Source organism: Chitinivorax sp. PXF-14 (assembly GCF_040812015.1).
Lineage (GTDB): Bacteria > Pseudomonadota > Gammaproteobacteria > Burkholderiales > SCOH01 > JBFNXJ01.
The window spans coordinates 155,946-169,879 of the sequence record NZ_JBFNXJ010000012.1; the positions used below are offsets into that span (position 1 = coordinate 155,946).

11 protein-coding genes are annotated in these 13,934 nt (G+C 47.5%); all 11 read left to right on the forward strand.

The window, feature by feature from the left end:
- Positions 1-7 precede the first annotated feature (7 nt).
- Positions 8-1,045 (forward strand): SDR family oxidoreductase, encoded by a 1,038-nt coding sequence (locus ABWL39_RS15085; protein WP_367792890.1) that lies wholly within the window; start codon positions 8-10, stop codon positions 1,043-1,045.
- Positions 1,046-1,241: 196 nt separating this feature from the next.
- On the forward strand, positions 1,242-2,705 hold the full coding sequence (murJ, locus tag ABWL39_RS15090) for a murein biosynthesis integral membrane protein MurJ (RefSeq protein WP_367792893.1): 1,464 nt from the start codon (positions 1,242-1,244) through the stop codon (positions 2,703-2,705).
- Positions 2,702-3,835 carry a glycosyltransferase family 4 protein gene (locus tag ABWL39_RS15095; RefSeq protein ID WP_367792896.1) on the forward strand — a complete coding sequence of 378 codons (1,134 nt, stop codon included), beginning with the start codon at positions 2,702-2,704 and terminating at the stop codon, positions 3,833-3,835. The genes murJ and ABWL39_RS15095 overlap by 4 nt, the downstream gene beginning before the upstream one ends.
- An 81-nt stretch (positions 3,836-3,916) precedes the next feature.
- Entirely contained in the window at positions 3,917-5,071 is a 1,155-nt protein-coding gene (locus ABWL39_RS15100; RefSeq protein ID WP_367792899.1) for a glycosyltransferase, read from the forward strand.
- On the forward strand, positions 5,068-6,465 hold the full coding sequence (locus tag ABWL39_RS15105) for a hypothetical protein (protein WP_367792902.1): 1,398 nt from the start codon (positions 5,068-5,070) through the stop codon (positions 6,463-6,465). Before ABWL39_RS15100 ends, ABWL39_RS15105 begins: the two co-directional genes overlap by 4 nt.
- Position 6,466: 1 nt before the next feature.
- On the forward strand, positions 6,467-8,467 hold the full coding sequence (asnB, locus tag ABWL39_RS15110; protein ID WP_367792905.1) for an asparagine synthase (glutamine-hydrolyzing): 2,001 nt from the start codon (positions 6,467-6,469) through the stop codon (positions 8,465-8,467).
- A gap of 172 nt (positions 8,468-8,639) precedes the next feature.
- Positions 8,640-9,794: a glycosyltransferase family 4 protein gene (locus ABWL39_RS15115; RefSeq protein WP_367792908.1), complete on the forward strand. Its 1,155-nt coding sequence runs from the start codon at positions 8,640-8,642 to the stop codon at positions 9,792-9,794.
- A complete protein-coding gene (locus tag ABWL39_RS15120) occupies positions 9,791-10,753 on the forward strand; it encodes an NAD-dependent epimerase/dehydratase family protein (RefSeq protein WP_367792911.1) in 963 nt (320 codons plus the stop codon). Before ABWL39_RS15115 ends, ABWL39_RS15120 begins: the two co-directional genes overlap by 4 nt.
- A 1-nt stretch (position 10,754) precedes the next feature.
- Positions 10,755-11,771, forward strand: a complete 1,017-nt coding sequence (locus ABWL39_RS15125) for a glycosyltransferase family 4 protein (RefSeq protein ID WP_367792914.1) — start codon at positions 10,755-10,757, stop codon at positions 11,769-11,771.
- Positions 11,764-13,686, forward strand: a complete 1,923-nt coding sequence (locus tag ABWL39_RS15130; protein WP_367792917.1) for a polysaccharide biosynthesis protein — start codon at positions 11,764-11,766, stop codon at positions 13,684-13,686. The genes ABWL39_RS15125 and ABWL39_RS15130 overlap by 8 nt, the downstream gene beginning before the upstream one ends.
- Before the next feature lie 99 nt (positions 13,687-13,785).
- Positions 13,786-13,934 (forward strand): transposase (locus ABWL39_RS15135; protein WP_367792944.1); only part of this gene is annotated, 149 nt, incomplete at its 3' end.

A 13,934-nucleotide genomic window follows, 5' to 3' on the forward strand; every position in this document is an offset into this window, starting at 1 on the left:
ATTAACCATGACAAATACGTACGACCAACTGTTGCGCCGCTTACCCCTTACCCCAAAAGTTTGGCTAGTAACTGGAGTAGCTGGATTCATTGGAAGTAACTTACTTGAAACCTTGCTCAAGCTCGATCAGCATGTGGTTGGCCTTGATAATTTTGCCACTGGGCATCGGCACAACCTTGAGCAGGTAAAACACCTAGTAACAGAGAAGCAATGGTCGAACTTCAAATTTCTCGAAGGAGACATTAGAAGCCTAGAAGACTGCCGGACAGCTTGTAACGGGGTAACTTATGTATTGCATCAGGCGGCACTGGGTAGTGTTCCAAGATCGCTGCAAGACCCAATTACATCCAACGAAGCAAACGTCACCGGGTTTCTGAATATGTTGGTCGCAGCACGCGATGCAGGTGTGGAACGCTTTGTATATGCAGCATCCAGCTCAACCTATGGAGATCACCCTGGACTCCCAAAACAGGAAGATAGAATTGGTTCGCCGCTATCCCCGTATGCGGTTACAAAGCTTGTTAATGAACTCTATGCGGATGTATTTTGCCGTGCCTACAATTTTGCGACAATCGGCTTGCGCTATTTCAATATTTTCGGCCCCCGACAGGACCCGGATGGAGCTTATGCAGCGGTAATCCCAAAATGGACAGCATCGATTATTAAAGGCGAAACAATCTGGATTAATGGTGACGGAGAAACTAGTAGAGACTTTTGTTATGTCGCGAATGCAGTACAGGCTAACCTGCTTGCAGCTACAGTCAACTCAGTTGAAGCGATCAATCAGGTATATAACGTTGCCGTTGGCGACCGAACATCGCTAAACCAACTTTTCTCGGCAATTCACGAGCTTCTAGCACAGAGGATCCCCACACTGAGCGGAGTGAAACCAAGCTACAGGGAATTCCGTGCCGGAGACGTAAGGCATTCACTTGCTGACATTAGCAAAGCACAACGCTTACTTGGGTACACGCCAAGCCATCGGATACGCGATGGCCTTGCCGAATCTATGGATTGGTATGTGAAACGGCTAGCTATGGCTTAATTGTATTAAGCCAGAATTCTTACCCGACATATGGTTCGTAATTTCCAGAAAGGCCATCAAGACAGGCTCTCCTGCTTGGCAACATTGACGAATCATCATAACAGACACTCGAATATTGGCTAGTTGGTAAGTAAAATATTCGAAATAATATTAAGGTAACGTTTTGTTAGGCAATGCTCGTATCGTTTCGATCTTCATGCTGATTTCCCAGCTAGTTGCCTTTTTCAGAACGGCGATCATTGCCTCACTATTTGGTGCCTCTAGCATTGTTGATGCATACAATCTCGGCCTATCGATACCTATTTTGCTCTCTGGAGTGATTGGTGGTTGGTTACAAGCTGGATTTGTGGGCCGATACATGGAGCGGAATCGAGAGCCTAACAGTTCGAATGCAGCAACATTCAGAACTGCAATGGGGTTGGTATTAATTGCCATCACCTTCACCCTATCCTTAGGAATGGTGTTAACAAGCCACTCCATATCGCAGTTTCTCGCACCAACAGCCCACGAACAAGCACATATACAAACAGTGGCCGCCATAAAAATTATTGGATGGTCGCTTGTTCCTACCGTGCTTTCTGACTACATCACCTTGCTACTTGCCTGCCATGGGAAGTTCATCGCTGCCTCGGCGGCTCCAGTCGTAAATGCAATAGTTGCCGCAGCGGGACTTCTTATATGGCCAACACATACTCTTGATTCACTCTTATGGACGCTAGTAGCGGGCCTGACGGTGCAACTGGTGATACTTATCATTACGCTTACCAGAATAGGGCTACCATTTTCTCTTAGCGGCTCGCATCTTAAAGCGGACATAGTTGCCACCCTAAAGGTCGCCTTCCCGTTGCTGCCAGCTGTCGTTTTCTCCAATGGAACCCAAACAACTATTCAGGTTTTCTGCTCCAGACTTGGGGAAGGCGCTGTCGCGATCTATGGCTATGCATCCAAACTTCACGGGGCGCTAACACAGATCATCGTTGTTGGAATTAGCACCGTTCTCCTCCCTCACTTGGCAGGCATGCTTGCAGAGGGCCGCCGTGAGGAAATTCGCCTTCTTATGGGACAGATAAGTCGTGCGTCCCTGTTAGTATCCCTTTTCGTGGTAATAGGAGTGATGCTCCTTGGCGAAAATACTATTAGCGTCTTGCTTGGCCGAGGAAGATTTGACCAGCGCCTCACATTAGAGGTAAGTCACTCTTGGTTACTATTAAGTTTGTCTATATTTCCATTTGCGCTCTCGACTTTTTTTGCAAAATTATTTCAAGCAATGCAACGGCCAATCCTTCTATCCACTTCGTCGTTCCTGTCTTTTATTATCACTAGTTTTACATGTTGGATTGGCCTAGAACAATACGGTCTATCTGCAGTTATGCTAGCGCCATTCTCGGCACAGACAGCCGTACTATGCTTTTTTACCTGGAAATACCGTGAACAATTTGACGAGAAGCGATTACTACGTGATTGGATAAAAACAATTGGATTTGCAGTATTGATATTTTCACCAGCTATTGCCGTTGACACTCTTGGGCTCAAAGATTTCTCACCCATCAATGCCAAGACACTATTCTTTTCCCGCGCACTAATCTTCGTTGCCATTTCTCTATTTATTGCGAAGCTTTTTAATATAACTCGCTGGATACGTGAGGGGAATACGCCATGACCCCACCTCATGCCCTTCTAGTCATTTCGAGCCTAGGGCGCGGAGGAGCTGAACGCGTAATTTGTGAACTAGCGTCGGCACTGGGCGAACAGGGTCTTACTGTCACACTACTGACCCTTGATGATAGCAAAGATGATTACTACCCCTTATCTCCGAAAGTCGAGCGAAAATGCAGCAATATAATGTGGGAGTCCAACGGATTATTCTCTCGCCTATCTAGCGCTACTAAACGCTTGTGGAGAATGAGAACGGTAGTTAAGAGCAGCCAACCAGATATCGTCATATCATTTATTGATACCACAAACATAAGGACATTGCTGGCATTAGTCGGCTCAGGCATACCTATCATTGTTTCCGAAAGAACAGATCCCCGCCATCATGAGATTGGCCGTTTCTGGAGGGCGCTCAGAAGAATTTCCTATCCATTGGCTGCCCGCGTTGTTGTGCAGACACCACAAGTTGCAGCTTGGGCAAAAGCCGCCATCCCATCTGCAAAAATTGAGACAATTCCGAATGCTGTGAGGCTATTCCCCACCGATACCCAACGGGAAAGGCCGGCAGCCATGCCTCCAGGACGTATAGTCCTTGGCATAGGCCGACTAGGTACTGAAAAAGGCTTTGATCGCCTACTCTATGCTTTTGCAGCCTCCACTCTGCGTGAGAGCAATTGGTCTGTCGTCATACTTGGGGAAGGGAGTGAACGGGAGCCGTTAACAAGATTGGCGGAGGAATTGGGCATAGCAGACAAGCTTGTCCTTGCCGGAATGCAGCTACAACCTGAAAAATGGCTGATATATGCCGATTTGTTTGTGCTGAGCTCGCGATATGAAGGCTTCCCAAACGTCCTGATTGAAGCGATGCAGAGTGGTGTACCGAGCATTGCATTTGACTGCCAAAGCGGGCCCGCAGATATTATTCATCACGGAGTGGATGGGTGGCTTGTTCCAAACGACAATATCGAAGCGCTAAGCGATGCCTTGACAAAACTGAGCAATGACAATGCTCTAAGAGCTCAACTTGGACAGGCGGCAAAAAGCATTGCAGATCGCCTGTCTCCACAGATAGTCTATCGGCATTGGGGCGACCTTTGTCACTCTCTTATACGCTATCGTAGATTAAGATTGCGCTAGCAAGCTAGTTTACTCAAATAATTGACAGCACATGCCTCATATTATGAATGTCATCTTGAGCTTTTGCACACAACTAACCTTATGCCAGAACAAGAAAAAGTAGACAAGATCCTTTTTGTAATAGGCTCCCTTCAGCTAGGCGGTGCAGAACGGCAAATTGTGCTACTTGCCACGGAGCTCGCAAAGCGAGGAAAGATTGTGAAACTCTTCTCCCTTGAGGGAGATGGCCCATTACGCCAGCCACTGGAAGCTGCCGGAGTAACAGTCATTGATAGTGGCTATAACTCACAGGCGCCCTTTTGGAAGAAACTCATGTTGCTTGTAGGTTCTGAGTGCCGCCTAATATGGGTTGCGGCAACGTGGCGCCCAAAAGTGCTCCATGCATTCCTACCTCTTACCAATTTTATGGGTGCATCCGCTGGCCGTCTAGCGGGTGTCAAGCACATCATTACCTCAAGACGCGCACTAGGTACTCACCAGGAAAGGCATCCTTGGTGGGCAAAACTGGATCGACTGACAAATCGCTTGTCCACAACCATTACTGCTAATTCTCAAGCAGTAGTTGAGGACACAATTCGAAGAGATCACGTTGATCGTAGTAAGATTCGCCTTATCTACAATGGGATCGAGCTTATTCAGCAGCCAGGGTTAGAAGCGAACCGGGAATCCATTAGACATGAGCTAGGCTTGACGCCAGATCAGCTTGCAATAGTTTGTGTTGCTAATCTAATTCCCTACAAGGGCCATACAGAATTGCTGGAGGCATTAGCAATATTGGACTCCCCCTCTATTAGATTATTTTTTGCCGGTGAAGATCGGGGAATTGCTAAAGCGTTGATGGAACAGGCTACTCGGCTTGGAGTAGACAGGCAGGTTGTGATGTTAGGCCGCCGTCAGGATATCCCCTTACTTCTCTCCGCAATGGACATCGGCGTACTTGCCTCACATGAGGAGGGTTTCTCGAATGCGTTGCTGGAGAAACTGGCTGCGGGGTTACCCGTTGTAGCAACAACGGTGGGAGGTAACCCCGAAGCCTTGGACGACATGCCCAACTGTTATCTTGTGAAGCCACAGAGCCCAGTTGAACTAGCCCATGCTCTAGGTACAACAATCAACAATATCGCTGAGGCAAAATTGGCGGCTTGCACCAGAAAAGCACGAACACTTACGCGCTACTCGGTCAATACAATGGTTGAACAATACAAAACACTATATGAGGAAGGTGAAATCAGATGAACATCACCCCTTCTTTATATAGCTGGATTTTCTACTTCACAATCACTCTCACCTTACTCGTATTCTTAAGGCGAAAGACTATCGATCCGCTATTAACCGGCTTCATAGCTTCTCTCATATATTTCCTCCCTGGCTTAGTAGGGTACATTAGTTTCTCGTATGGAGTAGGCGCGGGAAGTTATCAAGCAGCTCTAGCTCCCGGGGCTCTTGTTTGCATGTCGATCGTTGTCAGCACGTTAGCCATAACAACGATAGCGTACGATAGATTATTACCAATTCGTGGCACTACACTGAGAATAAGCACCCCCTATCTAACTCAAGCCCTTGCCATCATGATGCTTGTAGGCTTTATTGCCTCACTGCTTACGATTGGCAAAGGTTACCTCTGCACTGAAAAATCCGCTCTCCTTGCGAGAGTCAATCCTTGGTACTACCTTGCTACCTATTCAGCTCCTTTATGCTTTGTTTCTGCGCTATCAACAAAGTCTCGTGCAATTGCTGCTTTATCGCTCCTACTAATTTTCGCTGACTTATTTGTTGGATTCCGTGGCAGCGCCTCAGTGACATTGATCGCTCTATGCCTTATGCAGGGCAGTTGGTTTTACCAAGGCTGGAAAAAGAGGATTATTTATTTATCTTATATCCTATTCTGCGGAGTCAGCCTCTTTTTAGTAAAACAACTTGCATGGAACATCAAATACACAGTATCAATTGATTGCCCAGCTATTTCAGCCCCCTCTAATGAGAGTGGTGTTTTACCTAAAACCAATACACCATCCATTGAAAAATCCCTACCTCCTTTACAAGTTCGTGGAGAACAAGTTACCTATACGGCGAATCTGCTGACCCACAAGGAAACCTATACAGCAGCATTCAGCAATTCAGAACCCATGGTGGTTCAGGCAACTCTGAATGAAACAATAAATAGAGATTTCAAGCTACCTGCCGAAAATCTAGTTAATCAACTATTAAGCGGCGTGCCAGGTGGGAAATCGCTATTTGGCCTTGACGTGTCAGACACAAAATCATTCAATGATTTTTTCCAAAAAGAATTTTTCCCTAAGGCTACGTTTGGCATGGCGAACAACCCATGGGCCCAAGCCTTTTCTGTAGGGAGATTTAGCATGGTGTTCATCTTTTCGGTAGCCTATGCCTTTGGCCTTTCATTTCTGACATGGCTCTTTTCTAACTTGAGTGGCCCTTTACGCGCCTGCATTGCCGTTATTGTTGGATGGTGGGGGCTTTATCTCCACCGAAATGATGTATTGATAGAAATAGGTATTCTAAAAATGGTCATATACATTATTGCTGTATCTTGGCTATTAGGGCTGGCTATCAATACCATCGGCAAATCGGTACTTCCAAGAATACGCTTCCAAGGATATAACTCTTAATATGTGTGGATTTGCAGGCTTTATTGAGTCAGGTGGGTTGCAACGTGGCGCCGAAACTCGGCTTCGTCAAATGGCCAGTGCCATCCACCATCGAGGCCCTGATGATGAGGGGATATGGCTTGACCCTCAGAGTGGAATAGCTCTTGCTCACCGAAGGCTTTCAATTGTCGACCTGTCACCAACAGGCCATCAACCGATGGCATCTGCATCGGGTCGTTGGATCATCGCTTTCAACGGAGAAATATACAATCACGCAAGCCTTCGCACCAAGCTTGAGGCCTCGGGTTGGTGCGCGGGCTGGCGAGGGCATTCCGATACAGAGGTGCTCTTGGCTGCAATCTCAGCATGGGGGTTGCGCAGTGCACTAGATCATTGTGTTGGTATGTTTGCATTTGCACTGTGGGACCGTGAAACGGAGACTCTTACTCTTGGAAGAGATCGGATAGGCGAAAAGCCCTTGTACTATGGCTGGCTGAAAAATACGTTTGTATTTTCCTCTGACTTAGCCTGCTTCTACGATCATCCGAATTGGCAAGGTCATATAAACCGTGATGCCTTAGCTTTGCTAATGCGTCACAATTACATTCCCGCCCCATACTCAGTCTTTGATGGTATATCAAAACTACGGCCGGCGCATTTACTTATCTTAGACAAGAATGGCTACCAAAAGAGCATTGAGAGCTACTGGGATGCAAAAAAAGTTGCTCAGGAAGGGCAGGAACATCCATTTAAGGGATCTCCAGAAGACTCGGTAAATGAACTTGAATCGCTAATCAAACAATCGCTAGCAGGCCAAATGATGGCCGATGTGCCATTAGGCGCCTTCTTGTCCGGTGGCATAGATTCGTCTACCGTTGTGGCGATTATGCAATCCATGTCTTCGAGCCCCATTCAGACGTTCTCTATAGGCTTCAATGAAGAAGGCTATGACGAGGCAAAACACGCAAAGGCAGTGGCTACGCATTTGGGTACAAAACATACCGAACTGTATGTTTCCCCCAAGGAAGCGATCAATGTTATTCCTCGCTTGCCAGAAATTTATAGCGAACCATTCTCCGACTCGTCACAAATACCGACCTTTCTTGTTTCTCAGCTTGCCAAACGCTCCGTAACAGTAGCCCTATCTGGTGATGGAGGAGATGAGCTATTTTCCGGCTATACGCGTTATGCCCTATCAGGCGAGTTATGGAAGAAAATTTCTAGCATCCCGCAGCCCCTGCGTACGGCGAGTGCATCACTTATCACGTCCATATCTCCTGGGGCATGGAATTCCTTGTTCTCACTCCCTCTTCGAGTGGCACCGGCAAAATTCCGACATAAGAATATCGGCGACAAACTACATAAATTGGCGAGCATCCTTGGGCTTACAAGCCCAGAGATACTTTACCGGCAATTGGTATCGCATTGGACCGATCCAGCCTCTTTAGTACTTAATGCGAAGGAGCCTACCACCGCTCTCACAGGAGGGCTTGCGCTACCTCACCTATCAAACTTCGTACAGAAAATGATGTTCCTTGACTTAGTAAGCTATCTACCGGATGACATACTGACTAAAGTCGATCGGGCGTCGATGGGGGTTAGCCTCGAGTCCAGGATTCCTTTGCTAGATCATAGAATCGTAGAGTTCGCCTGGCGCCTACCCCTTTCTACCTTGAGACATCAAGGTGAAGCTAAGTGGCCGCTGCGGCAGGTACTGTACCGGTATGTTCCGCGCCCCCTGATGGATCGCCCAAAGATGGGATTTGGCGTACCGATCGACACTTGGCTACGCGGTCCGTTAAAAGATTGGGCGTATACGCTTCTGGCCCCTGATCGCCTCCGGCAGGAAGGATATTTCGACGCAGACGTAGTGCAACGTATTTGGTATGAGCATACATCGGGGGCGAGAAACTGGCAGTATCTGCTTTGGGATGTATTGATGTTCCAAAGCTGGCTGGAGCACTATTCAAATCGCGTTAGCAGCGCTACCCCAGCAAAGGAACTTAGCGTTGGAGTTAATTAGTACTTAATTTAGGCAGCTTGAACTCCTAGTATCAAACCCTGAAGGAAGCGGCATACTTCTCCAAGAAAGTATGCAGTATCCAACAGGGCGCTTGTCAATTTCATTTCATCTGTGACGCGCTAGCCATGGATAGTATCTAGGCCGCTAATTATCAAAGTAGGCAGGTAGTTTCTTGAGTAACTCCATCGAATCATACGACCGCCCACATCTAGTATTCTTAGTTTCAGAGGATTGGTACTTTGTCTCCCATCGATTACCACTTGCCCGAGCTGCTATTGATGCAGGATTCCGGGTGACGTTGGCGACCAAGGTTAGTTCATATCGTCAAGAGATCGAACGCGCTGGTATCAATTTGATTGACTTGCCATTCAAGCGGTCGGGATTAAATCCTTTACGTGAGCTGGCTTTTAGCATCAGAGTGTTGAATCTATATCGCCGATTACGGCCGGATCTGGTTCACCACGTCGCGATGAAGCCCGTTGTAATCGGCTCGTTGGCAGCAAGACTTGCAGGGGTACCGGCCATCGTAAATGCGCTTGGGGGACTTGGCTATGTGTTTACCTCTCAAACAATCAAGACCCGCCTTCTTCGCCCAGTAGTCGAAAGACTGCTCCGCTTCGCACTCAACGGCAAGCGCAGTGCACTAATTCTTCAAAATAGGGATGATCAGGAACTATTAGTTAACGCGGGAGTTGTTCGTCAATCCTCGATAAAAATTATTCGAGGTGTTGGCGTAGACCCCTCAACTTATTCCACTCAGAATAGGACTCAACCTCAGCCATGCTTGGTCGTACTACCTGCGCGCATGCTTCGTGACAAAGGGGTACATGAATTCGTCCAGGCAGCAAGCGACCTTCGCAATGAAGGAATCAACGCACGCTTTGCGTTGGTGGGCTCTCCCGATCCACAGAACCCAAACTCGATAGCCGAGGATCAGTTGCACGCATGGGCTGCAGATGGGACGATCGAGTATTGGGGATGGAGATCTGACATTGCGGAGGTATTCTCGCAAACGCACATTGTTTGCCTACCATCCTACAGAGAGGGGCTGCCCAAGGCACTTCTGGAAGCGGCCGCCAGTAGCCGAGCCATAATAACAACAGACACCCCCGGATGCAGAGATGTTGTTCAAGATGGCTATAATGGACTGCTCGTTCCCGTTGGAGATGCAAAGGCCCTCGCTCATGCCATTCGTACACTAATTTTAGATACGGAGATGAGGGACCGATTTGGGGTCAATGGCAGACGCCGCATTGAGATGGAGTTCACCTCTACTATGTCTATTGACATGACATTATCGACATATAAAGAGTTACTTCAACCATGAAGATTCTTGTAACCGGTGGTAGCGGCTTCGTGGGAAGTGCATTTGTCCGGCTCGCATTACAAAACGGTGATCAAGTTCGCGTTGCACAGCGGTCCACGAGCGCTACATTTCCAGCAGGCGTGGAAACTTGCATAGTTGGAGAGATTGGTCCAAACACTTGCTGGGAAAAAGCGCTAGCGGGGTGTGATATGGTGGTCCATCTCGCCGCCCGCGTTCATAAAATGAATGAGTCTGCCGCAGATCCGGCTGCAGAGTATCGACATACAAATGTAGACGGAACCTTGAATCTGGCGCGGCAAGCCATTGTCGCCGGGGTGAAACGCTTTCTTTTTGTTAGCTCGATTAAAGTTAATGGGGAGGGAAGAGATATTCCATACTCTGAAATGGATCCTCCAGCGCCAGAAGATCTTTATGCCTGGTCAAAATGGGAAGCCGAACAACAGCTGAAACACATTATCAGCACCTCTGACATGAAGCTAGTTGTGTTACGCCCACCTCTAGTTTATGGCCCAGGAGTCGGCGCCAATTTCCTGAAGCTCATAGAGCTGGTTATGGCCGGCGTACCTCTTCCGCTTGGATCTGTGGAGAATGCAAGAAGCCTGATCTATGTCAGCAACCTAGCAGACGCTATACATACATGTTTGGTTTGTGATATTGAGAAAATCAATACATTCCTTGTGTCGGACAAAGATCACATATCTACTTCTAATTTAATTAAATTACTTGCAGCGTCTCTTGATTGCCCGGCTCGAGTGATACCCTGCCCGGAGAGACTTTTGCGAGGGATAGGTACTGTAATAGGAAGACGTAAACAAGTTGAACGGTTAATTGGCTCGCTGACTGTAGATTCCCGACAGATACAAGATAGGTTGAATTGGTCACCACCGTATTCACTATCAGAAGGTATTCGGCAAACTGCCAGATGGTATTTGGATACACAAAAGCATCTCAATTTATAGAATGTATATTTTTTTCTTAGTAGTTGCAGGCGTAGTAAGCTGGGTTAGTACAAATCTTACTCAACGCTACGCTTTAAAATTGGGCCTAGTACAGGCGCCCAATCATCGCTCCTCTCATTCTTGCTTAACTCCTCATGGTGGTGGGATAGGAGTTGTTCTAGGTTCGACACTTGGGGGCATATTGCTAATTTGGTCCAAGCCATCTCAGTATGGCCCACTGTTCTTCTTAGCTCTGATACTTGCTATCGTTGGCCTGGTGGATGACATATGGCATCTGCAAGCAAAAATACGATTTGGAATACAGTTCATCTTATGTGCGGCCCTTATTGCGGCGCTTGGATTCCTGCCAGATGGCATTTCACCAACGATACAATTCACCAGCGTAAGCGTTTTCTTCTTGTTGCTTTTGTTTACTGGTGTATGGTGGATAAATTTGTACAATTTCATGGATGGAATAGATGGGATTGCTGGAGGCCAGGCTATATATATGCTCATTCTTGCCTGTGGCATTTCGGCTTTTAATTACTCCACCGCTTCATCTTCTCTAGCATGGTGGTTAATGCTGACGGTCGCCACCGCTACATTTGGCTTCCTCGTAATGAATTGGCCTCCTGCAAAAATCTTTATGGGCGATGTTGGAAGCACATATTTAGCGTTTATAATTTACGGCTTTGCTCTTATTTCCATAAATGAGGGCTGGTCCACTTATTTCATGTGGATGATTTTGGGTTGCCCGTTTGTAGTTGATGCCACGGTAACACTAGTAACCAGAATATTGACACGGCAACGTTGGCATGAAGCACACCGCAACCATGCCTACCAGCGCTTATCTCGAAAATGGCATTCACATCGTCAAGTAACTTTGCTAGTTCTTTCTCTAGACCTCTTTTGGCTCGCACCACTGGCTACACTGAGCATCAGAAACCCACAATGCGCCCTCGGCATAACAATATTGGCCTATGTCCCAGTCATACTTGGGGCATTGGCATTAGGTGCAGGGAGGCAAGATAATGCCTGAACGGCTACTTTCTAAAGTAAGCGGAATGAAACGGCGCCACAAGCAACTGCTAATGGGGCTAGTAGATATATGGCTTTTGGTATTTTCTGGATGGGGCGCATATGTACTACGTTTTGGCGAAATTTTCACTCCAAACTTGAGGCAGGTGCTGTTAATTGCCGCTGCACCAGCAATTGCTCTCCCAATATTCATTCGGCTTGGCTTATACCGATCGGTAATTCGCTATATGAGCGAATATGCATTATGGTCCATGGTAAAGGCGATGACTTTAGCTTCGATACTATGGACCATTCTCGCTTTCTTTACGGAAATGACTGGATACGGCGGGCTTCCTCGCTCCGTACCTATACTCTATTGGATGTTAGGGCTGATATTTATTGGTGGAAGCAGGATTATTGCGCGGTGGGCACTCTGGATCCCCTTGCGATCTCGCTTTAATGGCCACCAAGTGTTGATCTACGGGGCAGGTCTTGCGGGGCAGCAACTTGCAGCTACCCTTCGCCAAGGGAAGGAGCTTTTTCCCGCAGGCTTCCTTGACGATGACCAACGCATTCATGGAACAGATGTGGCGGGTCTTCGCGTCTATTCGCCGTCAATGTTGCCCAAGCTAATCGAGCGATTTGAGATTCGCGATGTCATCGTCACCCTCCCTTCTGCCTCAGGCCTCAGGCGTCGTGAGGTTGTGTCCTTTCTTGAGCAGCATATGATTAGGGTACGCATTCTGCCTGCGTTAACGGATATCGCAAGTGGAAGACTCTTGGTCAATATGGTAAGAGAGGTTGACGTCGGAGACTTGCTGGGCCGTGACCCAGTAGTTGCTGACCCCGGACTACTTGGGAAATGTATAACAGGTAAATCTGTCTTAGTTACAGGAGCCGGGGGTTCCATCGGATCGGAGCTCTGTAGGCAAATTGCGTCTCTATCGCCACGTCGATTGGTTCTACTCGAGTCCTGCGAGCATGCTCTATATCAGATAGATCGTATTGTAAGACTTAGTACCGATGCTGAGATTGTGAGTTGCCTTGGTACGGTTGAGGATCTCCGTCTTGTATCGTCACTCCTGAGCAAATATAAGGTACAAACGGTATATCATGCAGCGGCGCACAAACATGTTCCGCTTGTTGAGGCCAATATCGTCGAGGGAATTCACAACAATATTGTTGGTACTAATACTATAGCTTCCGCAGCTTTCAAGGCTGGAGTGAGTACCTTTGTACTTATTTCCACAGACAAAGCAGTTCGGCCAACCAATGTTATGGGAGCAACGAAACGGTGGGCAGAGTTGATTGTGCAGAATTTTGCGCAAATGGCTCAACAACTTGGGACTGATCAACGTTTTTGTGCCGTGCGCTTTGGGAATGTTCTCGGCTCAAGTGGCTCGGTGATTCCTTTGTTTAAGGAGCAGATTTCTCAAGGCGGGCCGGTGACAGTTACCCATTCGGAAGTGACTCGCTACTTCATGTCAATTCATGAGGCTGTTGAGCTGGTGATACAGGCAGGCAGTATGGCGAACGGTGGAGATATATTCTTACTCGACATGGGAGATCCTGTAAAAATAGCCGATCTTGCACGAAATATGATTCACCTTGCGGGGAGAACTGTGCGCGATCAGTATAACCCAGAAGGAGATATCGAGATTGTGGTAACAGGTTTACGTCCAGGCGAGAAGCTCTATGAAGAACTGTTAATTTCCAGTGCCAATGGCTGTGGAACAGATCATCCCAAAATTATGCGTGCCAATGAGCCCTACCCTACGGCAGAAGAATTAACTAGCCTATTGAGCCAGCTTCATAAAATGATTGACCAATTAGATAGCGATAAGGCAAAGGAGCTCGTAATGAGTGTGGCAACTCAAGATCGCTACACGGAAATAGCTTGGCCAGTCCAAGCCGCCAAATATCAACGTAGCGCCTGAATTATAGTGGACAGATCAAGCACTCACTTACCACTGATCTTGACCTAGGGTGTGTTAACACTATTAGCAAGCGAATGGCATGACTGCAACACTGTCGTCATGGAAATCACACCCACACAATTCGCTCGCATCGAACATTGCCTACCGCGACAGTGTGGCAATGTCAGTTTGACCAATCTGCAGGTGGTTAACGCCATGCTGTACGTCGCCGAGCACGGCTGCGAGTGGCGTGGCCTGCCCAAGCGGTT